This window comes from Corynebacterium sp. HMSC05D03, assembly GCF_001807205.1.
GTDB lineage: Bacteria > Actinomycetota > Actinomycetes > Mycobacteriales > Mycobacteriaceae > Corynebacterium > Corynebacterium aurimucosum.
The window spans coordinates 1-22110 of record NZ_KV788194.1 but is presented as its reverse complement, the minus strand read 5'-3'; the positions used below and the strand labels follow the sequence as shown (position 1 = coordinate 22110).

At 62.2% G+C, this 22110-nt stretch carries 23 protein-coding genes and 1 riboswitch; of the genes, 11 read left to right on the top strand and 12 right to left on the bottom strand.

The features are described from left to right. The first annotated feature begins 50 nt into the window (after nucleotides 1-50). From HMPREF3147_RS11785 to HMPREF3147_RS11775, 3 genes are read left to right on the top strand one after another with little or no spacing between them, the layout of a single operon-like run. Nucleotides 51-1661, top strand: coding sequence for a permuted SH3 domain-containing protein (locus tag HMPREF3147_RS11785; RefSeq protein ID WP_070447945.1), 1611 nt, complete (start codon nucleotides 51-53; stop codon nucleotides 1659-1661). Next, nucleotides 1658-2332: an ABC transporter ATP-binding protein gene (locus HMPREF3147_RS11780; protein ID WP_010189772.1), complete on the top strand. Its 675-nt coding sequence runs from the start codon at nucleotides 1658-1660 to the stop codon at nucleotides 2330-2332. Before HMPREF3147_RS11785 ends, HMPREF3147_RS11780 begins: the two co-directional genes overlap by 4 nt. Then, nucleotides 2329-3624, top strand: a complete 1296-nt coding sequence (locus tag HMPREF3147_RS11775) for an ABC transporter permease (protein ID WP_070447943.1) — start codon at nucleotides 2329-2331, stop codon at nucleotides 3622-3624. The genes HMPREF3147_RS11780 and HMPREF3147_RS11775 overlap by 4 nt, the downstream gene beginning before the upstream one ends. A 34-nt stretch (nucleotides 3625-3658) precedes the next feature. Here HMPREF3147_RS11775 and HMPREF3147_RS11770 read toward each other — a convergent pair whose 3' ends face one another. After that, complete coding sequence (locus tag HMPREF3147_RS11770; protein WP_070447941.1) at nucleotides 3659-3973, bottom strand: DMT family transporter; 315 nt, start codon at nucleotides 3971-3973, stop codon at nucleotides 3659-3661. Nucleotides 3974-3984: 11 nt separating this feature from the next. Beyond that, nucleotides 3985-4055: riboswitch (guanidine-III (ykkC-III) riboswitch) on the bottom strand. A gap of 25 nt (nucleotides 4056-4080) precedes the next feature. Here HMPREF3147_RS11770 and HMPREF3147_RS11765 point away from each other — a divergent pair. Then, nucleotides 4081-4920 (top strand): NAD(P)-dependent oxidoreductase, encoded by an 840-nt coding sequence (locus HMPREF3147_RS11765; RefSeq protein WP_070447939.1) that lies wholly within the window; start codon nucleotides 4081-4083, stop codon nucleotides 4918-4920. Between the two features lie 10 nt (nucleotides 4921-4930). On the opposite strand, the gene HMPREF3147_RS11760 is transcribed toward HMPREF3147_RS11765, so the two are convergent. After that, nucleotides 4931-5554 carry a Fic/DOC family protein gene (locus HMPREF3147_RS11760; protein WP_070447937.1) on the bottom strand — a complete coding sequence of 208 codons (624 nt, stop codon included), beginning with the start codon at nucleotides 5552-5554 and terminating at the stop codon, nucleotides 4931-4933. Nucleotides 5555-5940: 386 nt separating this feature from the next. Here HMPREF3147_RS11760 and HMPREF3147_RS11755 point away from each other — a divergent pair, with 386 nt between their 5' ends. The 5 genes from HMPREF3147_RS11755 to HMPREF3147_RS11735 all read left to right on the top strand — a co-directional run bounded on the left by HMPREF3147_RS11755 (nucleotide 5941) and on the right by HMPREF3147_RS11735 (nucleotide 9717). Beyond that, nucleotides 5941-6519: an ABC transporter ATP-binding protein gene (locus tag HMPREF3147_RS11755; RefSeq protein WP_070447935.1), complete on the top strand. Its 579-nt coding sequence runs from the start codon at nucleotides 5941-5943 to the stop codon at nucleotides 6517-6519. Continuing rightward, entirely contained in the window at nucleotides 6519-7535 is a 1017-nt protein-coding gene (locus tag HMPREF3147_RS11750) for an ABC transporter permease (protein ID WP_070447932.1), read from the top strand. Before HMPREF3147_RS11755 ends, HMPREF3147_RS11750 begins: the two co-directional genes overlap by 1 nt. An 84-nt stretch (nucleotides 7536-7619) precedes the next feature. Further along, entirely contained in the window at nucleotides 7620-9131 is a 1512-nt protein-coding gene (locus tag HMPREF3147_RS11745; RefSeq protein WP_070447930.1) for an ABC-F family ATP-binding cassette domain-containing protein, read from the top strand. Nucleotides 9132-9199: 68 nt separating this feature from the next. Then, nucleotides 9200-9457: a type II toxin-antitoxin system Phd/YefM family antitoxin gene (locus HMPREF3147_RS11740; RefSeq protein ID WP_070447928.1), complete on the top strand. Its 258-nt coding sequence runs from the start codon at nucleotides 9200-9202 to the stop codon at nucleotides 9455-9457. Nucleotides 9458-9462: 5 nt separating this feature from the next. Beyond that, the gene (locus HMPREF3147_RS11735) at nucleotides 9463-9717 is read left to right on the top strand and encodes a Txe/YoeB family addiction module toxin (RefSeq protein WP_070447926.1); all 255 of its coding nucleotides are present in this window, start codon (nucleotides 9463-9465) and stop codon (nucleotides 9715-9717) included. Here HMPREF3147_RS11735 and HMPREF3147_RS11730 read toward each other — a convergent pair whose 3' ends face one another. The 9 genes from HMPREF3147_RS11730 to HMPREF3147_RS11690 form a co-directional block, all read right to left on the bottom strand. Continuing rightward, nucleotides 9718-11100, bottom strand: coding sequence for a protoporphyrinogen oxidase (locus HMPREF3147_RS11730; RefSeq protein WP_070447924.1), 1383 nt, complete (start codon nucleotides 11098-11100; stop codon nucleotides 9718-9720). Then, nucleotides 11101-12141 (bottom strand): uroporphyrinogen decarboxylase, encoded by a 1041-nt coding sequence (gene hemE, locus HMPREF3147_RS11725; protein WP_070447922.1) that lies wholly within the window; start codon nucleotides 12139-12141, stop codon nucleotides 11101-11103. It abuts the gene before it with no gap. 38 nt (nucleotides 12142-12179) lie between these two features. Beyond that, nucleotides 12180-12677, bottom strand: coding sequence for a tellurium resistance protein TerC (locus HMPREF3147_RS11720; RefSeq protein WP_070447920.1), 498 nt, complete (start codon nucleotides 12675-12677; stop codon nucleotides 12180-12182). Continuing rightward, nucleotides 12674-13372: an MFS transporter gene (locus HMPREF3147_RS11715; RefSeq protein WP_070447918.1), complete on the bottom strand. Its 699-nt coding sequence runs from the start codon at nucleotides 13370-13372 to the stop codon at nucleotides 12674-12676. The genes HMPREF3147_RS11720 and HMPREF3147_RS11715 overlap by 4 nt, the downstream gene beginning before the upstream one ends. A gap of 10 nt (nucleotides 13373-13382) precedes the next feature. After that, the gene (gene hemB / locus HMPREF3147_RS11710) at nucleotides 13383-14360 is read right to left on the bottom strand and encodes a porphobilinogen synthase (protein ID WP_070447917.1); all 978 of its coding nucleotides are present in this window, start codon (nucleotides 14358-14360) and stop codon (nucleotides 13383-13385) included. An 85-nt stretch (nucleotides 14361-14445) separates the two neighbouring features. Beyond that, entirely contained in the window at nucleotides 14446-16128 is a 1683-nt protein-coding gene (locus tag HMPREF3147_RS11705) for a bifunctional uroporphyrinogen-III C-methyltransferase/uroporphyrinogen-III synthase (RefSeq protein WP_070447915.1), read from the bottom strand. 179 nt (nucleotides 16129-16307) lie between these two features. Further along, nucleotides 16308-17198: a hydroxymethylbilane synthase gene (hemC, locus tag HMPREF3147_RS11700; protein ID WP_070447912.1), complete on the bottom strand. Its 891-nt coding sequence runs from the start codon at nucleotides 17196-17198 to the stop codon at nucleotides 16308-16310. Continuing rightward, nucleotides 17199-18575 (bottom strand): glutamyl-tRNA reductase, encoded by a 1377-nt coding sequence (locus HMPREF3147_RS11695; protein ID WP_070447910.1) that lies wholly within the window; start codon nucleotides 18573-18575, stop codon nucleotides 17199-17201. Nucleotides 18576-18680: 105 nt separating this feature from the next. Then, a complete protein-coding gene (locus HMPREF3147_RS11690) occupies nucleotides 18681-18920 on the bottom strand; it encodes a glutaredoxin family protein (protein ID WP_070447908.1) in 240 nt (79 codons plus the stop codon). Nucleotides 18921-19026: 106 nt separating this feature from the next. Here HMPREF3147_RS11690 and HMPREF3147_RS11685 point away from each other — a divergent pair, with 106 nt between their 5' ends. Further along, the gene (locus HMPREF3147_RS11685; RefSeq protein WP_070447905.1) at nucleotides 19027-20043 is read left to right on the top strand and encodes an HAD-IB family hydrolase; all 1017 of its coding nucleotides are present in this window, start codon (nucleotides 19027-19029) and stop codon (nucleotides 20041-20043) included. Here HMPREF3147_RS11685 and HMPREF3147_RS11680 read toward each other — a convergent pair. Then, on the bottom strand, nucleotides 20040-20618 hold the full coding sequence (locus tag HMPREF3147_RS11680; RefSeq protein ID WP_070447903.1) for an LURP-one-related/scramblase family protein: 579 nt from the start codon (nucleotides 20616-20618) through the stop codon (nucleotides 20040-20042). The two genes, HMPREF3147_RS11685 and HMPREF3147_RS11680, sit on opposite strands and share 4 nt — an antisense overlap. A 196-nt stretch (nucleotides 20619-20814) precedes the next feature. Here HMPREF3147_RS11680 and HMPREF3147_RS11675 point away from each other — a divergent pair, with 196 nt between their 5' ends. Beyond that, nucleotides 20815-22035 (top strand): HNH endonuclease signature motif containing protein, encoded by a 1221-nt coding sequence (locus HMPREF3147_RS11675; protein WP_083276502.1) that lies wholly within the window; start codon nucleotides 20815-20817, stop codon nucleotides 22033-22035. The last annotated feature ends 75 nt before the right edge of the window (nucleotides 22036-22110 follow it).

Sequence of the window (22110 nt, the reverse complement as noted above, 5' to 3'; positions counted from 1 at the left end):
AATCTGAACCCGCTTTTCAATGACGGTCTAAATCTGACAGTAAGGGATTCATGAACAAGAAAGCTCTCGGCATCACCGCTGGCGCTATCGCTGCGGTTCTCCTCGCAGGCGGTGGTGGAATGTACGCACTGACCAGCGGCTCCTCCGATATTCAGCTCACCGCAACCGATGTCACGACAACCGCCAAAGAAGACCTCATCAGTTCCGTCTCCGCCACCGGCACCGTTTCTGCCGAGCGCGAACTCTCGCTGACCACCTCGCTGACCGGCCCCATCCAGTCCTTGGACGCGAAGGTGGGTGACCGCGTCGAGGCCCAGCAGCTCCTCGGCCGCATGGACACCACCGAGACCGAGCGTGAGCTCGAGGCCCAGCGCACCTCCCAGGAGGCAGGAAAGCTGGAGGCCGTCCACCAGATCGAGGACGCCCAACTCCAGCTGCGCCAGCTTCAGGATTCCCTCGACCAAGGCCTCAACCCCGAGGTCAACAGCGCCCAATCCGCCGTGAACTCGGCGCAGACCGAATACGCCGAAGCGCAGCGCAAGCTCGATGATGCCCTCGCCACCAAGGGCGACCGCCCCGAAGTTGCCGAAGCCCGCGCGGCCGTCGAACAAGCACGCTCCGGCGTGCGCGATGCGGAGTCCAAGTCTTTCCAGTCCGCACTGGCCTCCATCGGCACCGCCACCGAGGACCCCTCCGGAATCAACACCGCCAGCGCTTTCTTGAGCTATCTGGACTCCGATGAGGCCGTGCAGGACTCTGAACGTCAGCTCAAGCAGTCCGAGGAATCCTATGGCCGCGTCCTCCGCGGCATCGACCGCGAGCTGGGCGAACAACAGCGCGCCACCGCCGCCTCCTACCAAGCGGTTGCCGATGCCGAGCGCGCACTGCAAGCCAGCAACCTGGCCATCGAACAGCAGATTTCCTCCCAGTCCCAGGCGGTGAACCACGCGGTGGAGACGGCGGCGTCGGCAAGCGCGAATAACGCCAAGGAAAACGGGCCGTTAGAGTACCGACTTTCCCAGGCCGACCTGCGCTCCCCGTTGGCGGGCGTTGTCACCGCCGTTAATGGCCAAGCCGGCATGCCCGCCGAAGGCCCCATCCTCACCGTGGCGGATGATTCCTCCCTGCTGGTGAAATCCACGGTCAAGGAGGGCGATATCGCCCGCATCAAGGTCGGCGATGAAGTCTCCTTCACCTCGCCATCCAGCCCTGGCAAGGAGTACAAAGGCAAGGTCACCTTCATCTCCCCCACCGCTGAGCAGCCCGACGCCGAGGCTGGTGCAGGCGGCGGCTCCGGCAAGCCAACTGGCTCCTCCAAGCCCGAATTCCCCGTACACATCCGCGTCGATGGCAACCGCGAAGGCCTGCGCCTCGGTTCCACCACGAAGGTGAAGATCATTACGAAGAAGGATAAGGACGCCATCACCGTGCCGCTCTCCGCCATCTATGAAGAAGGCGGCAAGAAGAAGGTCCTCGTCATCGACAATGGCACGATCCAGGCCCGCGAGGTGAAGATCGCCAGCGAATCTGATTTCTCCGCCGCCATCTCCTCCGGCCTCAAGGAGGGCGAGACCGTCATCAGCCAGGCGGATACGCACAAGGACATGGTCGGCATGTCCGCCTCCGTCGATGGCTCCGATGATGCGGAAGAGAACGCATGAGCCGCCTCATTGAGATGCGGGGAATCGTCAAACGCTTCAACGAGGGCCTCGACAGCGAGCTGACCGTCATCCCGGGCCTCGACTTCAGCGTGGAGGAGGGCGAGTTCGTGGCCGTCGTGGGCCAGTCCGGCTCCGGCAAGTCCACGCTCATGAACATCATCGGCCTCCTCGACCGCCCCACCGCTGGCGAGTACCAGCTGGCTGGCGTGGATGCGCTGGCGCTTGGCGACGACAAACTAGCCTCCTTCCGCGGCCAAAAAATCGGTTTCATCTTCCAGAATTTCAACCTGATCGGCCGCATGTCCGCGCTGAAGAACGTGGAGATGCCCATGGTCTATGCGGGCGTTTCGGCTCACGAGCGCACCCAGCGTGCGGAAGAGCTTCTGGAGATGGTCGGCATGTCCGACCGCATGAACCACCTCCCCAATGAGCTCTCCGGTGGTCAGAAGCAGCGCGTGGCGGTGGCACGCGCCTTGGCCAACCAGCCGGAGATTCTCCTAGCGGACGAGCCCACCGGCGCGCTGGATTCGCAGACCGGCCGCATGGTCATGGACCTCTTCCACGAACTGCACCGCACGCATGGAAAGACCATTTTGTTCATTACCCACAACCCGGAATTGGCTGATGAGTGCAGCCGCACCGTCACGATGAAGGACGGTGTGCTGTCATGAATTTTGCTGAATCCACCAAGATGGCGCTGACCAGCCTGCGCACCAACAAGATGCGCTCGGCGCTGACGCTCTTGGGCGTCATCATCGGCATCGCCGCGGTCATCGCCATCGTCACGCTCGGCCACTCCTTGCAGGCTTCCGTGCAGAAAGACTTGGACAAGGTCGGCGCCAATAACTTCACCGTCCAGGTCAAGGAGCGCCCTGAGGAGGGCGAAGAGGAAGAAGCCGATGATCCCTTCATGGGCGGCGGCTTTGTCGAGGACGAGTCCTCGATGCTCACCCCGGACATGCTGGACCGCGCCAAGGAGGTCTTGGGAGATCAGATCGCCGGCATCAATATCGGCGAATACAGCTCCTATTCCGGCACCCTCGTGGTCGAGGGCGAATCCGGGGAGGAGACGGCCAACCTCCTCGTCCGCCCGACCAACCCGGACTATGTCTCCGGCTCCTCCTATTCCATCGTGGCCGGGCGTTTCCTCAGCGAAGACGATATCGATTCCAGCCGGGCAGTGGCCATGCTGGATAAGGAAACAGCCACCAAGCTTTTCGGCGCCCCTGAAGACGCCATTGGCCAATACGTGAGCTTTGAAAGCCAGGAGGCTTCCCCGATCGAGCTCGCCGTCATCGGTGTTTTTGAGGAACCGCAAACCGGACCTCTGGTGGGCGGTGGCCCCAGCCAAACCGCCTTCGTTCCTTACCCGCTGGAGGCCGAGTTCTCCGATTCCCCGGGTGCTGGCACCGCGTTCAGCGAGGTCACCGTTCGCGGCAACCCGGACTTGGATAAGGCCGCGGTGGCCAGCAACCTGCAGCGCGTCTTCGATAGCTACTACGAGGACAACCCTGACTACATGGTGAAGGTATCTGACTTCAGCGATGACCTCGCGTCCCTGAACCAGATCTTCACCACGATGAGCTTGGTTCTCGCGGCTATCGGCGGCATCTCGCTGCTCGTCGGCGGCATCGGCGTGATGAACATTATGCTCATCACCGTCACGGAGCGCACCCGTGAGATTGGCATCCGCAAAGCGCTTGGCGCACGCCGCCGTGATATCCGCATCCAGTTCATCACGGAGGCCATCGTGGTCTGCCTCATCGGCGGTCTCATCGGCATCGCCATCGGCACCGCAGCCGGCATGGCGGGTGCGGCCGCCATCGGCTCACTCGTAGCGCCGCCGCTGTGGGCGGTCATCCTCTCGCTGCTCTTCTCGCTAGCTATTGGCCTTTTCTTCGGCTACTACCCCGCGGGCAAAGCCGCGAAGCTGGACCCGATTGAGGCGCTGCGTTACGAATAAGGAGTCGCGTCGTCGTGTGAAACGACGACGCCTCCTAGTGCACCACCTTTAGGCCCACGATCCCACCAATAATCATGGCGAGGAACAGCACCTTCCACACCGTGGCCGCCTCGTGCCCGGCGGCGAAGGAGTAAATGACGGTGACCACCGCGCCCACGCCGGCCCACACCGCGTAGGCCGTGCCCACGGGGATGGACTTCATGGCCCAGCCCAACCCGCCCATGGAAATGGCGCAGGCAACGAAAAAGATCACCGAGGGCCACAGGCGGCTAAAGCCCTCCGACTTATCCAGCGCCGCCGCCCACACAGCCTCGAAGGCGCCGGAGAAAATCAACACGAACCACGACATGGCCAGCCCTTTCTGGCCGTCTTGTCGCGTCACCGGGTACGGCTCCCTCGTCCGGGGCTCGCATAAATCGCGGCGAGCCTGCCCACAATAATGGCACACTGGGCGGCATGAAGATTGCATTCCTTGGTACTGGCCGCATGGGCACCGAGCTCGCCCGACACCTCCTCAAGAACCATGAGCTCACCGTTTGGAACCGCACCGCCGAGCGCGCGCAGCCGCTGGTCGATGCCGGCGCTACCCTCGCCGATTCCCCCACCGCCGCCGTGGAAGGCGCAGAGGTCATCATTACCTCGCTCTTTGGCCCCGATGACATCCGTGAGCAGATCATCGAGACCAACCTCATCCCGGTCGGCGTGACCTGGATCGATACCACGACCGTCTCCCCCGATGCCGCTCGCGAATTCGCCGCCGCGGTCGACTCTTATGTCCACGCGCCGGTCGTCGGTTCGCTGGGCCCGGCGCGCGAAGGCAAGCTCGGCGTTTACGTGGGCACGCCTGACGACGAGCGCCGCGAGCTCGCCATGACCATCGCCGAGTCCTGGGCCGATGAGAACAAGCTCATCGGCGTGGAGTCCGCCGCCACCGCGGCGATTGGCAAGCTCCTGGCCAACCTAGCACTTGCCGTTACCGCAGAAGGCGTGCTGGAAGCACTCCACCTCGGCGAGTCCGAAGGCCTCGATTCCGAGGTCATCCTCGAGATGCTCGACATCACCGGCCTGGCCTTCATGAAGAACATGAAGGGCCCGTTCATCACCGGCGAGCGCAACACCACTCCGGGTGACTTCACCGTGGATGCCCTGTGCAAGGACGCCAAGCTCATGGAGATGACCGCCAACAAGCCACTTCCTGCAGTGGCCGCCGCCATCGAGCGCTTTGAGGAGCAGCAGGCCATGGGCCACGGCGACCAGGACTTCTCTTCCATCTTCGTCTTCCGCAACAAGGGCTAGGCCCGAGCGTTTAGACGCCCCGCTTTACGACGAGCCCGCGCAGCACCTCCTCCAGCTGCGCGTTATCCCCCGTGCCCTGGCTGTGGAAGCGCGCTGCAATAAACTCCGCGCGCACGCGGCTATCACTCGCTAGCCGCTCCACATCGAGTTGGTATCCTGCTGCCGTAACCAGCGCGTCAAAGAACACCGTCTGTGTGCGGGTGTTGCCTTCTCTAAAGCTGTGCACCACATTGAGCTCGCCCCACAGCTCCGCCAGCTTGGCTACGAAATCATCAAACCCTAGACCACGCAGAAAATTGTCCTTCGCAAGCCCCGCAAACAGCTTCTCTGCTGCCTTCGTCATTTCCGGTCCCGCCGGGTAGTAGGCATGCCCAGCCTTAATCATGAACTGGTCTGTAGGGGCAGTTCGCTCTTCACCCGCCCATTCATACACATCCTGAAAAAGATGTCGATGTATGGCCTTGAAATGCGCATAATCAAAAGCACCTTCCACAGGTGCCGAGTCCAACTCGGTCATCCGAAGAAATACAAGCTTTTCTTCCAAGATCCGTAGTTCTTCTGCGTCATCTAACCCCAAGCGATTCTTCAGAACCTTGGTCCCTGGAATGAAATAGTTCTCCCAGCCCCCGCTCATGTTTCTCCCCCGCGCTCTACTTCAGCGAAGCACGCCGTACACGAGCGATTGCTTCGTCGGCAGATAGTGTCCCTGCGGCTATCTCGCGGCCTAGCTGGCGCACGTACTCATCAGTCACATCGTGGCCTGCTAAACGTAACGCAGCATCACTCAACGCTAACGGATCACGGCCGCTACTACTGCTGCTTTCAATTTGAATAGACTCCGACATTGCTGCCCTCCCGAGTGTTCAACTACATTTTCTCTCATTTTAGCAGCTCATAACACCAATCCCAAGGGCGTTTCCCATCACTAGGACAACGTTCAGGGCGTGCATTTTGCTAAACTTCATCAATAAGTTTTAACTATTGTCTAGCCGCCCAATGTAAGGAGATCGCCGCCCAGCAATGCTTTCCATCGACGCCGATTATGGGCATTCCACGCCCCTTGGACACCTTGAAAAGAACTTCGCCCCAGGCCGCATCTATGGCCTCGCTGGGCCCAACGGTTCCGGTAAATCCACGTTGCTGGCCACGCTCGGCGGAGAACTTGCCCCTCTCGATGGATCAGTGGAGTGGGACGGACATCCTATCGGCACGAAGGAACAGCCGGGTGCTGTGATTACGGTGGCCGAGCCGGTTTTCCTCCCCGACCTCACCGTGGGCGAGCACCTGGACTTGATAGGAAAGGCGACAGGGGTGGACGTCGCCAAGCTCTGCGAACTCTGGGCGCTTGAGCCTCTCCTCCCTCACCCTGCCTCGCGCCTGTCCTCAGGCCAGCGCCAGCGCGTGTTCCTGGCCGCACAGCTGTACCAGCCGGCGCGCGCAGTGCTTATCGACGAGCCCGAGCGTCACCTCGACGCTACCTGGACCGAGTTCCTCGCAAGCGAATTGCGCTACCTAGCTGACGAGGAGAATCGCTGCATTGTCGTGGCCTCGCATTCCGACACGATCACCCAAGCCTGCGACGAGGTGGTGCAGCTGTGATGCGCACGCTGTCCCGGCTAGGTGATGGCATTTGGTATCTCATCCTCGCCGGCATCGTCATCGGCTTCGGTTATACAGTCTGGCAAGAAGTCGGCGCAGTCCTGCCTATCATCCCGGCCCGCATCGCGCTAACTAGCGTCGCCCCGATTGCCGGCATCGTGGGACTGCTCGCTCTCATCGTGTTCGCCGAGACGCTTTATCCCCTACGCGCGTTATCCAGGGAGCGTTGGGTGTACGTTGATCGCCCGCGCGGTCGGCTCCGTGGTACGGACTGGATCACGTGGGCGCAGCTGATCGGCTTCGGGGTGTTGGGTCTCGGCATCTGCGTGTCCACCGGGCTATCCCCGTGGTTCGCGCTGGTAGTCCCGGCCCTACGTTTCGTCGTGGGGTGGCGGTCGTTCACGTTGGCTTCGCTACTCAGCGCTGGGCGCACGCGCCTGGTCGGCGGTTCTGGCCTAAGCCTTCTCGATTCGGAGGTCACCTCTGATGCCATTGCGAGCCAATCCGCCTGGATTCCTCGTCGCGCCCATGCGCCATCGACGTTAGTGAGTCTCTTCTTCCGTCGTTTGGGACGACGGTGGTACATCGGCGTCGGTGCGCTCGCGGCCCTCGGCCTGACGTTGGGGCTCGCCCCACAGCTCGGGGCGCTGGCTATCGTCGGCTTCATGTCCGCGTGGAGCATCGTCGGCGCGGCGGTTGGGCGCGCCGCCTCCTTTGGCCGCGTCAACGACGATGCATGGCCCGACTGGGGCCTTCCCCTTATAGCTTCTGTGGGCACGGCACTCTTTGGTGCCGGAGCCCTCCTCTTGGTGTGGAAACTCTCCGCCATCGCAATGGCGCTCATCATCGCCGGTCTTAGCTGGGCGTCGTTTAAGCGTTCCCGCCCGGCACGGGTAGACAGCATGTCCATGCTGGATAGCGGCGGCTTCGGCGTCTCCTTCTCCCCCGAGGTACTGCACTACATTGCCCGCGGCACCCTCGGTCTTGGCGTGGCGGCCCTTGCGCTGGGGTATTAGCCGGGGCTAGTCTTTCGGGCATGAAGATTTTTTCCTAATTCGACGTCACTCTTTAACGCGACTTACTCGAAGGTGGATTTCTTCATGCCTATTTCTTTTTCTCATCTCACCGTCGTTTGGCCCGACGGTACCCCCTGTTTCACGGATCTCACCGGCTCGTTTTCCTCCCACTTCACGGGCTTGGTGGGAGAGAATGGCTCTGGAAAATCAACGTTGGCCAAGGTTCTTGCTGGCCTCGTTGCCCCGACTTCGGGAACGGTATCCGAGGGCTCAGTCAGCTATGTCGACCAGGATTTAGGACTCCACACGTCTGACAGCATCGCCGATGTCTTTGGCGCAACAGAGATCCTCAGCGCCATTGCCCGCATTGAGGCTGGCGAATACTCGGAAGAGCTCGCCACCACTGTTGGTGAGCAGTGGGATTTGGCAGAGCGCATCGAAGCGGCTCTCGACGCCGCAGGTATCCCCTTCCCCTTGGAGCGCACTATCGGGACTTTGTCTGGCGGTGAAGCAGTGACCGTGGCGCTGACCGCAGCCTTCTTCCGCAAGCCCGACTTCCTGATCCTCGACGAGCCCACCAATAACCTGGACTCCGAATCACGCCAGCGCCTGCTCGAGCTCATTCGCACCGCACCGATGCCGGTTCTCGTCGTCTCACACGACCGCGAGCTCCTCGAGCACGCGGAAAGCATTGCGGAGCTCTACCACGGAACAATTCGCGAGTTCGAAGGAAACTACTCCTCTTACCGCGCAACGATTGACGCCGAGCAGGATTCCGCGCAGGCCAAGGTCAGGGAAACTAAGGCCGAGCACCGCAAACAAATCCGCGAGCGCGCCGCCATGCAGACCCGGCTTGCCCGCGATGCCCGACGCGGCAAGAACTTCGCCGCTTCAAAGCGCAAGCCCGGCATGGCTATGGGCAATGACAAAAATCGTTCCGAGCGCTCAGCCGCTGGGCGTTCTCAACAGGCCAACGATGCAGTGGCTGCCGCCCAGTCGGCGCACGACAAGGCACAGCGCGCGCTTCGCGACGACACCCATGTCCACATCGATCTCCCCGGCACTGAGCTGCCCGCGGGCACCCGCGTGCTGGTGAGCGATCTGCTCAGCATCACCGGCCCCGAGCGCGTTCGCCTCGCCGGCCCCAACGGCAGCGGCAAGACCACCTTCCTCAACCGCATCGCCCGCGGCGACGTCGAGTACGCGCTGCCCTGCGGATACATCCGCCAACGCATCGTCTTGCCTGAAGAGAAATCGGTGTTCGACATCGTGCGGGAGGCCAACCCCGGCGCCGACCCGCAGTTCTTGCGCGACCAGCTGGCCCAGATGCTCTTTATCAACGACAAGATCCACCAGCCCGTGGGACAACTCTCTGGTGGCGAGCGCTTCCGCGTCGAAATCGCCCGCGTCCTGCTCAGCGATCCGGCCCCGCGCTTTCTGCTTCTCGACGAGCCGACGAACAACCTCGACATCCCCACCACCGACTGGCTGGTTGAGGTGCTCACCAACTACCGCGGAGCATTCATCCTGGTCAGCCACGATGAGCACGTGTGCGAGCGGCTCAACCTGACGCGCACCGTTCACGTGGCCCCATAAACTGAAACTTCTCTAGCGCCCATCCTCTTTTCGTTGTACAGTTTCTTGTACAAGAAGGGAGATCGCTTATGAAGACCATGTCTTACTCGGAATCGAGAGCACGGTACGCCGAAGTATTGCAGTCTGTTGTAGATGACCGTGAGGAAGTCATCATCACTCGCAATGGTCATGAGTCTGCAGTCATCGTTTCCTTAGATGACTACAACTCTCTTCGCGAAACTGCTTACCTTCTGCGTTCCCCTCGCAATGCCCAGCGCCTACTTGACTCCATTGAGAGCCTCAATACGGGGAAAGCAACGGAACACGAGCTCATTGAGGAAGATTAAGCTCCATGATTCTTTCGTGGACAGAGGAAGCATGGGAGGACTACCTCTGGTGGCAGTCTCACGACAAGAAGATCCTCAAGAGAATCAATAACCTCATTAAGGACATTGCGCGAAACGGCAACGAAGGAATAGGAAAACCCGAACCTCTCAAATTCGAGTTGTCCGGGTTCTGGTCTCGGCGAATTACCGAAGAGCACCGACTGATCTATCGCATGAAGGATGCGACCATCGAGATTGCTGGGTGCAGATACCACTACTAGCTAGCTGACGAGTGCCTGCGCGGCAGCGCGGGCGCCGGCGATGACGGCGGGCACGCCGACGCCATCGGCCCAGGCGCCAGCGGTGGCGATACCGGGGACGTCGGCAAGCGCGGCACGCACGGCAGCAACGGTGGCCAGGTGCTTTTCATCATAGCGGGGGATGCCGCCGAACCAGCGCTGCGTGTAGATCTCTTCCACACCGGCGGCGCGGCCGTCGAAACCGGTGATCCTCTGCAGGTCATCGAGTGCAAAGTCCACCAGGTCATCCTCTTCCGCACGCACGAGGGCATCATCGCCGAAGCGGCCAAAGGAGGCGCGCACGAGGAAACCCTCGCGCTCGTTCAGGTGTGGCCACTTATTGGAGGACAGCGTAAAAGCCTTGGCGCGCAGGTCAGGCTCGTCGGAGGCGACGAGGATGCCGGTGGCCTCCGGAAGGGAGTTGCCCTCCGGATCCGTGGCGGAGGCGAAGTTGAAGCCGACGACCACAGAGGAGGCCAGCTGGACGGTGGACAGCTCCTGGGCGGCCTCCGGAGCCACGGCCTTGAGCAGGCGCGCAGTCGTAGGTGCCGGGGTGGCAAAGAGCACGCGGTCGAAGGGGCCGATATCCCCCGGCACGCCCTTGACCTCGAAGGCATCGCCCTTGCGCGTCACACCAGAAACAAAGGTGTCCAGGTGGATCTGCGCGCCGGACTTTTCAGCCAGGGCCTCGTAGAGCTCGGCGTAGCCGCCCTTGAAGGTGCCAAAGACGGAGCCTTCGGCCGGGCTGCGGCCGGACTCGATCTGCTTGATCGCGGCCGACAGCGTGACGGGTCCTTCCTTGGCCAGCGAGTCCAACGTGGCCGCCAGGTAGGGAACCGTGGCGCGCAGGCCCAGATCATCGGCCGAGCAGGAGTAAACGCCACCCAGCAGCGCGGAGACCACGTGGTCCACCACATCATCACCGTACTGCTGGCGCACGAGCTGACCCACGGAGACATCCCCGCCAATTTCCCACTCGAAGGGCTGCTCGTTGGTGATGCGCTCGTTGGTCGCAGCAGAGAAGAAATCCTGCGGCTCAGAAGGAATGCCCATGACTCCGCCCTGCGGCAGGAAGTGCAGCTCGCCGCCGGTGTACACGCGTGGGCGCAGCTCCGGATTGGGCTCCACGAAGGAATCCTGCAGTCCGAGCTCCGTGAAGAAGTCCACGGCGTCTTGGCGGCGGCGGATGAAGGCCTCCGCACCCATGTCGGTCGGCCCGCCGTTAAACGGCACTGTGTGCAGTTTGCCGCCGATGCGATCGGCTGCTTCGAAAACGAAGATGTCGTGGGTGCCCTTCGTGTTCTGCTTGAGTTCCCATGCCGCGGTGAGGCCCGCTAGGCCCGCACCGATGATCGCGATCTTCATTTAGCCCTCCTCGTGGATGATGGCGACGGCGCGCGTAATGGCCTCCGCCTCCGTGGTCGGCAGCACGCCGTGGCCAAGGTTCCAGATGTGCCCCTTCATGTCGCCGCGCTCAGTTGCGCGGTCGACTTCAGCCTTGATGGCGCGTACTTCCTTGCGCACCGCGTCCTCGCCAGCGAACAGCAGAGCCGGGTCGAGGTTGCCCTGGAGAATGTCCGCGTTGACGCGGGCCGCGGCGGCATCCATACTCACGCGGTAGTCCACGCCCATGACCTCAGAGCCAGCCTCCGACATCGCGCCGAGCAGCTCGCCGGTCCCCACGCCAAAGTGGATGCGCGGCACGCGGCCTTCAGCGACCTTGAGGATCTGCTCCGAATAAGGCAGCACGAACTCGCGGTAATCGCGCTCGTTGAGGTAGCCCGCCCAGGAATCGAAGAGCTGCATGGCGTCGATGCCGGCATCCAGCTGGAGCTCGAGGAAGGAGATGATCGTCGGGGTGAGGCGCTGCATGAGGCGGTGCCAAGTATCCGGATCGGAATGCATCAGAGCCTTGGTGCGCTCGTGATTCTTCGAGGGGCCACCCTCAATGAGGTAGCTGGCCAAAGTGAAGGGCGCGCCGACGAAGCCGATGAGGGCCTGCTTGTCGGTGAGCTCGCTCAGGATGATCTCAATGCCCTGGCGTACCTCGGGCACATCAACGTCGAGGATAGGCAGCTTGGCCACGTCCTCCTTGGTGCGCACGGGTGCATCCATGACGGGGCCACGGCCGGGGACGATCTCCACACCGACGCCCGCGGCCTTGAGCGGGACAACGATATCGCTGAACAGGATGGCGCCATCAACGTCGTGGCGGCGCACCGGCTGCAGGGTAATCTCCGCCAGGAGCTCCGGCATGAAACAGGAATCCAGCATGCTGATTCCCTCGCGCACCTTGCGGTACTCCGGCAAAGAGCGCCCCGCCTGACGCATGAACCAGACGGGCGGGCGGGAGGGCGTGTGGCCAGTAGCGGCAGCAATCAGCGGCGCATCAGACAGTCGAGACATACCGTCCATTATGAATCAAAAGTTGGAGTAGGCGCCAATCAGGAGTTTTGGGCGCGGCAGGCCTTGATGAAAGCCGTCGAATCCGGGTGAAAGAGGAAGTAGATGGCCACCATGAGCGCCATCGGGATAAGCAACAAGAGCAGCCCGCCCACGCCCGCGATCAGCGCCGCAATGCTGACGAACATGATGTAAGCAGACACCGCGGTAATGATGCGACGCGCCCATATCGAGCCACTCGCCAGCTGCGCGGAGCACGCCGCAATGACGACGGCACCCACCACGTTGGAGATGGCCGTGAAACGTGTGTTGAAGCGGATATAGTCCACCTGCTCTGGGCTGAGCTGGGTGTTCGTCACCGATGTATAGGAGCCGAAGAGGCCCACCATCCCGGCGGTGAGCATGACGATTGCGGCGATGACACAGACCCAGTAGGCAATGCGCAGCTGGGAAGGCCAAGTGGAAAAGTCCTGCTCGCCCTGCTTCTTAGGGCGGCGTGGGCGACGGTTATAGTCCGCGGGGCCGGGGCGCTCGCTCATCGCTTGCCGTCCTTGCTGTCCTCTTTCTCCCTGTCCTTGCTTTTCTTCTCGCGCTCCTCCAGGTTTTCCTGGCGGCGCTGCTCCTCCATCTCCTTGCGCATCTGGCGCAGCTGCTCCATTTCGCCGGTGTATTCAAGTACCTCTTCCTTGGTGGAGAACATCAAGCCCATCACGGCCGCCACGCCGACGAGGATCTGCACGGCACCATCAAGCAGGAAGAGCCAATCCGGCGCGCTCGCCCCGGCGGGGCTGCTGATGAAGACGATGAGCACGCGGAGGCCAAAGTAGAGGGAGAAGGCAAACCACAGGCGCCGGCCAGTACCGGCTGCCTTGGAGTTCTTGTGTATAAAGCCCAGCATGATGCCCAACAGCACCACGATGGCGAGTGAAATCAGCGAGCTGAAGGCCACCGAGCCATAGCCCACGAGCTGTACGAGGGCATCGCTGACGTCCTGCCCGGACTTCTCCGCTGCGGACTCCGCCGTAGTGCGGGCCTGGGCAAAGAGCTCTTCCCTATTCAGCAGGGTCAGCACGATACTCAAGACCAGGTGCACCACCTCGAGCACCAAGGCAACGGTCCACACCTTGAGCATGAGGGAGACGGCTTCGGTGCGCTTGGTCTGCTCCTTATCCGGCTCCGTATCCTGCTTCGCCGGCTTGTGTGCCGACGGCGTAGTGTTCGGGCTGAACGTCACGATTCTCCTTTTACTTGAGCAAGCGGGCGGCGTCCGTGGCGAAGTAGGTCAGGATCTGATCCGCGCCCGCACGCTTGAACGCGGTCAAGGACTCCAGCATAACGGCCTCACCATCGATCCACCCGTTCTGGGAAGCGGCCTGAATCATCGCGTACTCGCCGGAGACCTGGTAGACAGCTACCGGCACGGAGGAGCGCTCGACAGCACCGGCCAGCACATCGAGGTACGGCAGGCCAGGCTTAACCATGACGATGTCCGCGCCTTCCTCGATGTCCAGGTCTACCTCCAGCATGGACTCGCGGAAATTGCGCGGGTCCTGCTGGTAGGTACGGCGGTCGCCCTCCAGGGAGGAACCCACGGCATCGCGGAAGGGGCCGAAGAAGGCCGAGGCGTACTTGGCCGAGTAGGCCATGATCGCAACATCCTCGTGGCCGGCCTCATCGAGAGCCTCACGGATGGCGGCAATCTGTCCATCCATCATGCCGGAGGGGCTGACCATGTGCGCACCAGCGCGGGCCTGGGAGCGGGCCATATCCTGGTAAAGCGCCACGGTTTCATCGTTGAGCACGCGGCCCTGGTCATCGACCACGCCGCAGTGGCCGTGGGAGGTGAACTCATCGAGGCAGGTATCCGCCATGACAATGAGGTCATCGCCGAATTCCTGGCGCAGCTCCGCAATCGCCACGTTGAGGATGCCCTGTGGGTCCCAGGCCACGGAGCCGGTCGCGTCCTTGTCTTCCTCACGCGGCACGCCGAAGAGGTCAACGCAGGTCACGCCCGTATCGAGAGCCTCGTGCGCGGCACGCTTGAGGGAATCCAGGCTGTGCTGCTGCACGCCCGGCATGGAGGGGATATCACGGGGTTCATTCAGACCATCCACCACGAACATCGGGAGGATGAGGTCGGAGGGGCGCAGCGACGTTTCCGCAACCAAATCCCGAAAAGCCGGGTTCTGACGTAGGCGGCGGGGGCGGCGAGCAATGCTCATGAGTAAAAACTCTCCTTTGAGCTACGAGAAAATTGAACTACCTTCCCGACTCTAGTCGCCCCTTACCTACCCGCCCAGAAGCGGTCTACGCCGTCTTCTTGCGCGAGCGGCGCTTCTTGCGCGGAGCTGGCAGGTTGCCGGCAGCACGCAGGGCGGCGACGTGGTCAGCGAGGGCGTCGACAAGCATCGGCACATCCGCGACCTCCGGGACCACGTCCACGCGCAGGCCCACCTCCTCAGCCGCCGCCTTGGTGGAGGGGCCAATGCAGGCGATGATGGTGCGGGCATGCGGCTTGCCCGCAATGCCGACGAGGTTGCGCACCGTCGACGGCGAGGTAAAGGCAACGGCGTCGAAGCCGCCAGTCTTGATCATGTCGCGGATCTCCGCGGCCGGCGGGGCCGCACGGACGGTGCGGTAGGCCACGACATCATCGACTTCCCAGCCCAAGTCCAGCAGGCCAGTCACCAGCGCCTCGCCGGCGATATCGGCGCGCGGCAGCAGTACACGCCCCACGGCGTCGATATCCTCAACGTAGTTGGGGAAGACCTCCACGAGGCCCTCGGCGTTCTGCTTCGTCGCCGGCGGCAAAAGCTCCGGGACCATGCCTTTGGCGCGAATAGCATCGGCGGTCTTCTGCCCCACCGCAGCCAGGTGCACGCCGGCGAAGTCGCGAGCATCGAGGCCGAGCTCCGCGATCTTCTTCCACACCGCGCTCACCGCATTGACGGAGGTGAACACGACCCACTTGTAGCGGCCCTCGACAATACCCTTGATGGCGCGATCCATCTGCGCCGGGTTGCGCGGCGGCTCCACGGAAATAGTGGGCACCGACTGCGGGATGGCGCCGTGGCCAGCCAGTCGGGCGCTCATCGCTGCGGCCTGCTCCTTCGTGCGCGGCACCAGCACGCGCCAACCATAGAGCGAACGGTTCTCCCACCAGGAATACTTCGAGCGATCATCAAAGCTGCGCCCCAGCGTGACCACGAGCTCGCCCGGCAGCTCAGCGTCAAGCTTGCCGAGTGTTCCCAGCGTGGTCTCGTGCGTGCGCTGCAGGCGCGTGGTGCCGTGGACGGTGACGTATGCTTCCGTCTCCGCGGGCATCCCGCGCTCCACCAGCTCGGCGGAAATAACCGGCAGGTCATCTGCCGTAGCCTGCAAAACCAGCGGCTGCGTCGCGGTGGCCAGCGCATCCCAGTCCGCGCCTTCCGTGATGTCGGCCTCAGTATAGGTCGCACCGAGAGCAATGCCTGCGAAGGAGGGAACCGTCGAAGGCAGAGACATACCCGGGACCACCTGGAATTCCATGCCCGCATTGGCCACGGCGGTGATCTCCGCCTTGATGGACTCACGGTTGAGCGGGTTACCGGTAACCAGACGGATCACGTCGTGCCCCTCGGCGCGCTCGAGCGCGTTACGCAGTTGCTTGACGACGTCCCCCTCGACCTCCTCAAAGACCGCTGCCGTCGGCGGTGCCGGGCGCGGCGGTTTGCGGCGTGCGCCCGCTTCCTTGGCGGCGGCGCAGATGCGCTCGTACTCTTCCTCGGCGGCGTCGAGAAGCTCCTGCGGAACCGGCACCTGCTGCGCCACCATGTCACGCACGCCCTGCGAGACCCCCGGGTCGGTAACGACGTTGGCGGTCGTCTCCAGAACCTCGCGGGCGCGAACGGTCAGCAGGTCGGGATTACCTGGTCCGGCACCGACGAAGACGACTTTGCCCAGATCAGACTTACCCAGCTCAGGCTGGGTATCCGGAACGGCATTGCTCATAAGGTTCTTTTCTAGTTTGTGGATTCCGAGTGCCCCGGCGCCACCGCTGTGGCAGGCGCGGGAGTGGAGACAAGAAAGCCCCTCACTCGCGAGTTAAGGGGGCCTAAATCATTGCTCTCAATGATCGTGTGCTAGATACACACTAAAGGAAAAGGCCCCAAAGCAAAAATTACGTGCGGTTATTCCGCTGCCAGCACGTCCGCAGCACCCTGAGCGAAGAGCTCCTTGGAGATTGCACGTCCCAATTCTTCTGCCTCGCTTGCCGAGCCCTGGGCCTGAGCGATGAGCTGACGGGAGCCGTCGAGGGCGAAGACGCCGCCGCGAACGACCAGCTGCTCGCCTTCCCAGTGGGAAGTGGCAGCGACCGGCGCGGTGCAACCAGCCTCCAGTTGGGAGAGCACGGTGCGCTCGGCGCGGGTGGCGGCGGTGGCGGGGGCGTCGGCAAGCAGAGCAATGGCCTTCGCTGCCTCAGTCCCCTTGACGGCCTCAATAGCCAACGCGCCCTGCGCGGGTGCGGGCATGAAGACCTCCGGATCGAAAACCTCGGTGGCGCGATCGGCATAGCCCGCGCGCACGAGGCCAGCGTAGGCCAGGAGGACGGCGTCGAGCTCGCCGCTGGTGACCTTGCCCATGCGGGTATCGATGTTGCCGCGCAGCGGACGAATATCCAGGTCCGGGCGCATAGCGCGCAGCTGACTGATGCGCCGCGGCGCGGAGGTACCCACACGTGCGCCCTCCGGCAGCTCCTTAAGGGTCAGACCATCGCGGGCGATGAGCGCCTCACGGACGTCCTGGCGCTGCGGCACCACGAGGTCGAAACGCTCGTCGGCAGCCGTGGGAAGGTCCTTGAAGGAGTGCACTGCGATCTCACACTCGCCGCGGTCGACGGCCTCACGCAGGGCCTGCGTAAACACACCCACGCCGATGCGCTCCACAGGAGCCATGTTGACGTCACCCTGCGTGGTAACGATGTGCAGCTCGGCCTCATAGCCTTCCTGCTGCAACCACTCCTGCACGTGGCCCGACTGAGTAGTGGCTAAGAGGGATCCTCGGGTACCGATCTTCAACATCTATGCGTCCTTTTCTTCCTTAGTACTTTCCGCGGCTTCCATCTGCGCGGCATCCGGCAGATCTGCCATGTCTACTGCTACGCCGCTGCCCTCCAAGTGGAGTCCAAAGAGTTCCTGCAACGCGGTCTCATGGCTTACGGTGCCAGAGTTAGCTGCGAGCTGCTTCGCACGAACCGTGGGCTCGTGGAGCAGCTTATCCGCAACGCGCTTGAGCGCGCGATTGATATCTCCCATCTGGCGCTCGTCCAACTCGGGGTGCTTCTGCTCCATCCGCGCTACCTCGCACTGGACCAGGTTTGCTGCGCGCTTGCGCAGGGCTGATACGGCCGGGACGACGTCGCGGACGCGCTGCTCGGAAGCATAGGCTTCCAGTTCTTCACTGACGATGCGCCGCGCCTGCGCGTGCGGGCTGGTACCCGCTGCCAGATCGGTATCGGCCGCCTGCAGCGAGTTATTGAGACGTTCGATATTGACCAGGTCGACTCCCTCAGCTTCTGCCACGGCGTCATCAATATCGCGTGGCAGAGACAGGTCCACGAGCATGAGTTCGCGGTCGGCCACGTGATAGCGCTCGACGTCGGCCGCCGTAATAGTGAAGTCCTGGGCTCCGGTGGCAGAGATCGCCACGTCCACATCGCGCAGGGCTTGGGCGCGTTCCGAGTATTCAATAACGTCTGCGTACACGCCCGCCTCATGGGCGTGCTGCGCCACGCGCTCAGCGCGGGCAATGGTGCGGTTCGCAATAATCAGGTGCGCACCCAGGCGCCCCGCGTGCGTTGCCGCCAGCGAGGCCATTGCACCTGCACCCAAGATGAGAACGCGCTTGCCCGCGAGATCTTCCCTGCCCATGCGGCTCAGCGCCTGATCAAAAGCAAAGGAGACCATGGAGGAGCCCGCCTCATCGATCTCAGTTTCGGAATGCACCCGCTTGCCGGTACGCAGCGCGGACTGTGCCAGCGCGTGGATGCGCGGGCCGACGGTTCCTTGCTCCGAAGCAAACTGGTAGGCGGTGCGCACCTGGCCGATGATCTGCTGCTCACCCACCACCATCGAGTCCAAGCCGGAGGCCACCATCATGAGGTGCTCGGCGGCGGCGTCGGCATAGCGCACATAAAGATAGGAGCGCAGCTTCTCCTCCTCCACCCCGGAGACTTCAGCGAGGTTGCGCACGACATCCTGGACGCCCGTGTGGAAAGAGCTCGTGACGGTATAAACCTCGAGGCGGTTACAGGTGGAGATAATCATCGCCTCGGTCAACGAGCCTGCCGATACCATGGCCCGGCAGGTGTCATTCTGCACGGTCTCGTCCATGCTCAGCTTTTCCAGCAGCGCCACCGGCGCCGACTGATGCGACATGCCCACGACGAGCACACTCATGCACTACCCTCCAGTTTTGCATCATCCCTTTGGATGACATAGATCATCCAAAAGACTACTAGTTTTCAGCTCGTTTCCGAAACTCGCGGGAGTCCCCGAGGAAAGCTACTCCACCAACGCCTGCGCTAGCTCCTCATTGTCCACTTCCCAGCAAGAGAACTCCTCGCCATCAATCACCACAACGGGGACGCGATCACCATATTCCATGGCCAGCTCCGCATCCTCATCGACGTTGCGCACTTTAAGCTCTGCCCCAGCCTGCCGGACCACCGGGGTAATCTGCTCCAGAACGCGCGCGCAGGAGCCGCACGTGGTACGCACCATCAGCTCGACGACGTGAGACATTAAGAACTCCTCGATAGGACGTAGAACGGTTCGCGGTTTACTATGGACACGTTAGTCTTCCCGCCTTATGAAAGCTGAACGCGTGCCTCTCCCGCTCCCTCCTGGTATGCCCGATTCTCCCCGTGAGTTCCTTGCCAATTGGACCGCAAGCAGGGGAAACTTGCGTAATTTCCTGGAGCAGCAGGCCTTCGCACCGCTGGGCGAAGAGCACCAGAGGGCGGCCGGTGAGGCGTCGGCAGCCGCGGCGGTAGAGCACCTCTTCGGCATCGACCTGGATGCTTTTTCTTCTGGTGTGGATTCCGTCCAGGGGTCCTTCGAATCCGCCGGCGCGCGCTCCATCACTGAGCCCGACCCAGACATCCCCCAGGACGCCGGCGCTGCCGCCTTCTTCGACGTGGACAACACCTTGGTCCAAGGGTCCTCGCTCGTGTCTTTTGCCTTGGGCCTCGCGCGGCGTCGCTACTTCAAGCTCTCAGAGATCCTGCCCATCGCCTGGAAGCAGCTAAAATTCCGGATTTCCGGTTCGGAGAACGCAGCCGACGTGGCCGCGGGGCGCGTGCAAGCGCTCGAGTTTGTCAAAGGCCGCTCGGTGGAGGAGATGGTGGCTTTGTGCGAGAGCATCGTGGACCAATCCATGGCCCGCAAGGCCTACCCGGGCACGAAGCAGCTGGCGCAAATGCACCTCGACGCTGGCCAGCAGGTATGGCTGGTCACGGCCACCCCCGTGCAGCTGGCGCAGATTCTGGCGCAGCGTTTCGGTTTCACGGGCGCGCTCGGCACCGTGGCGGAGGTCAAAGATGGCCGCTTCACCGGCCGCCTCGTGGGCGATATCCTCCACGGGCCGGGTAAGAAGCACGCCGTGGCGGCGCTCGCCACACTGGAGAACCTCGATCTTGAGCGCTGTACCGCCTACTCCGACAGCGCCAACGATGTCCCGATGCTTTCCATGGTGGGAACCCCCGTGGCCATTAATCCGGATTCCAAGCTGCGCGATATTGCAGAGGAAAAAGGCTGGCTCATCCGCGACTACCGCTCCGTGCGCAAGGCCGTGCGCGCTTATGGCCTCCCCGCGCTAGCCACCGCGCTCTTCTCCTATGGCAGCTGGCGCTTCGTGCGCCGCTAACTGCTGCTCTGTGCCTTGGTGCGCAGCATGTCCATGCACATGACCGCACCAATCAGCCCGGCATGCTGTTGCGGGTCAAGCCCCGGCGCAATGCTGAGGCGGTACGTATTCTTCCCAGCGAGGAACCGGCCCACGCCCGCCCACTCATTGCGAACTTCCGCTAGAGGCTGGCCTTGGCTAGTAATCGTGATATTCCAATCCCAGACATCGCCTTCAATCTCGATCTCCGGGAAGCCCTCCATTTCCAAGCTCAGGCGCGTCTTCAGGAGGGAGAATTTTTTAGTTACGACCGCCATGGGCTTCTCGACGCCCGGCAGGTACACCTCATAGGTATCCCGCACGAAGTTCGGCGGATCCTTAATCACCATGAGCGGCTGCTGCGGATTGCCCTGTTCATTAGTGAAGGCGACTTCGAGGCTGCGGGAGGAGTTGAAGAACATGTCCTTCAGGCTCGTCGACTGCAGAATCGTCCCGACGGGCACGCCTTGTTCATCGGCGATCAGGAATTCATCCTGCATGAAGGACTTGGTCTGTGAGATAACCAGGCTGTCAAGGGTGAGGAGTCTAGGCAACATAGTTCGCCATTTTACGTACGTGATGGGCTCCTGTGGGGCCAGAAGGATGACACTCCCCACGTGGTATTGACAGCAAATACACGCTCTATAACCTTCATCCAGATACCACCATATTTGCTGGTCAGGATAGATGTCCGGGGCATGTTTTATAGTACTTTTAGAACATATAACCGAGATTCTAACCCCGGGGGACACCGTGAATACCGCTACCCAAACCGCCTACTTTTCCCATATGAATCCTGATTGCGCCCTCGCTGTGGAGCGCAGCGCCGCCCGCCGCGCAGACTACCGCTCGTGGGTAGCTGCCATGCCAGACCTCGATGAGGATTTTGATGTCGCGTGCCAGAGGCTCGTCGCCAAGCTTGGTGTCGGCGACTATACCGTGAGCGAATGCTGCCTGGCCGTGCACCGGCTCACGGAGCTCCCGCAGGTCAAGGCGTTACAGGACAGCCAGTTCCTGCTGGATATGAAGGCCCTCATCACCATTGACCGCACCCTGACAAAGCTGGGCGCGTTGCCGCCAGAAACGCTCGCGCTTATCGACGATGCCCTGATCACCTTCTTCACCCCCACCTCCCCGAATCAGGTCTTTCCCACCCCGGCGCAGATTGGGCGCAAACTGCGCGATATTTGCAAGAGTATTGACAAGACTTTTAGCTTTCGCAATTCCCCGCAGAAAGATACGTATACCTTCACCGATACTGGCCAGCGCGGCATCCTTGAGCTCAATACCGATAGCGCCACGGGCATGATTCTGGATAGCTACATCAAACAAGCGGCAAAGGAGAACGGACTCTCACAGGCTGATGCCCTGAAAAAGCTCATCGCCGGTAGTATCTCGCCGCCGGCGACTGTCATTCTGCACACCTACCAAGCCAGCGATATCGATGACGCCCCCACCTTCGTCCAAGGCCATGGGTGGACGTCACAGGACATGCCTGTCACGCGCACGCGCGACCTCTCCTCGCAGCCACCGGAATCGCGCAGCTACATCGCCTCGGAGCTCATCCGCACATACGTGGAAGGCCGGGATGGCACCTGCCGCGCTCCGGGGTGCAACCGGCCGGCCTACCTGTGCCAGATGGACCACCGCGTCAACTACGCCGACGGCGGCGCCACGCACCCACGCAACCTGGCCAGTTTGTGCCAGCACCACCACAATATGAAGACTGATGGGCGCGCGCACTACATCATGGACCCGCACACCGGGGACATCGTGTGGCTCTACGAAGACGGGACCTGGGCTATGACGGAGCCGACTGGCCCGCTGGCACAGAAGACGAAGCGTTGGGCACAAACGGTGGCTCAAAAGATTTCGGCCACCCGCGAGCGCGCCCAGCAAGAAGCTAAGGAAGCACAGGCCGCTGCCGAGGAACCCCGTACCCCGACCTCCCCGCAGGAGGACATTCCGTTCTAAGCGGCTCCCGTCGTCTGAAACGACGGCGCAGTCATCCGAAACGGCTTAAGGGACATTTCGTGTGGATAAACCGAT

Bases quoted from the DNA above. Each gene is read 5' to 3' on its own strand.
- HMPREF3147_RS11735 (WP_070447926.1), top strand. From the start codon at position 9,463: ATGATTCTTTCGTGGACAGAGGAAGCATGGGAGGACTACCTCTGGTGG.
- HMPREF3147_RS11775 (WP_070447943.1), top strand. From the start codon at position 2,329: ATGAATTTTGCTGAATCCACCAAGATGGCGCTGACCAGCCTGCGCACC.
- HMPREF3147_RS11685 (WP_070447905.1), top strand. From the start codon at position 19,027: ATGCCCGATTCTCCCCGTGAGTTCCTTGCCAATTGGACCGCAAGCAGG.
- HMPREF3147_RS11785 (WP_070447945.1), top strand. From the start codon at position 51: ATGAACAAGAAAGCTCTCGGCATCACCGCTGGCGCTATCGCTGCGGTT.
- HMPREF3147_RS11695 (WP_070447910.1), bottom strand. From the start codon at position 18,575: ATGAGTGTGCTCGTCGTGGGCATGTCGCATCAGTCGGCGCCGGTGGCG.
- HMPREF3147_RS11705 (WP_070447915.1), bottom strand. From the start codon at position 16,128: ATGAGCAATGCCGTTCCGGATACCCAGCCTGAGCTGGGTAAGTCTGAT.
- HMPREF3147_RS11750 (WP_070447932.1), top strand. From the start codon at position 6,519: ATGCGCACGCTGTCCCGGCTAGGTGATGGCATTTGGTATCTCATCCTC.
- HMPREF3147_RS11720 (WP_070447920.1), bottom strand. From the start codon at position 12,677: ATGAGCGAGCGCCCCGGCCCCGCGGACTATAACCGTCGCCCACGCCGC.
- HMPREF3147_RS11770 (WP_070447941.1), bottom strand. From the start codon at position 3,973: ATGTCGTGGTTCGTGTTGATTTTCTCCGGCGCCTTCGAGGCTGTGTGG.
- HMPREF3147_RS11740 (WP_070447928.1), top strand. From the start codon at position 9,200: ATGAAGACCATGTCTTACTCGGAATCGAGAGCACGGTACGCCGAAGTA.
- HMPREF3147_RS11745 (WP_070447930.1), top strand. From the start codon at position 7,620: ATGCCTATTTCTTTTTCTCATCTCACCGTCGTTTGGCCCGACGGTACC.
- HMPREF3147_RS11680 (WP_070447903.1), bottom strand. From the start codon at position 20,618: ATGTTGCCTAGACTCCTCACCCTTGACAGCCTGGTTATCTCACAGACC.
- HMPREF3147_RS11755 (WP_070447935.1), top strand. From the start codon at position 5,941: ATGCTTTCCATCGACGCCGATTATGGGCATTCCACGCCCCTTGGACAC.
- HMPREF3147_RS11730 (WP_070447924.1), bottom strand. From the start codon at position 11,100: ATGAAGATCGCGATCATCGGTGCGGGCCTAGCGGGCCTCACCGCGGCA.
- HMPREF3147_RS11765 (WP_070447939.1), top strand. From the start codon at position 4,081: ATGAAGATTGCATTCCTTGGTACTGGCCGCATGGGCACCGAGCTCGCC.
- hemC (WP_070447912.1), bottom strand. From the start codon at position 17,198: ATGTTGAAGATCGGTACCCGAGGATCCCTCTTAGCCACTACTCAGTCG.
- hemE (WP_070447922.1), bottom strand. From the start codon at position 12,141: ATGTCTCGACTGTCTGATGCGCCGCTGATTGCTGCCGCTACTGGCCAC.
- hemB (WP_070447917.1), bottom strand. From the start codon at position 14,360: ATGAGCATTGCTCGCCGCCCCCGCCGCCTACGTCAGAACCCGGCTTTT.
- HMPREF3147_RS11690 (WP_070447908.1), bottom strand. From the start codon at position 18,920: ATGTCTCACGTCGTCGAGCTGATGGTGCGTACCACGTGCGGCTCCTGC.
- HMPREF3147_RS11780 (WP_010189772.1), top strand. From the start codon at position 1,658: ATGAGCCGCCTCATTGAGATGCGGGGAATCGTCAAACGCTTCAACGAG.
- HMPREF3147_RS11760 (WP_070447937.1), bottom strand. From the start codon at position 5,554: ATGAGCGGGGGCTGGGAGAACTATTTCATTCCAGGGACCAAGGTTCTG.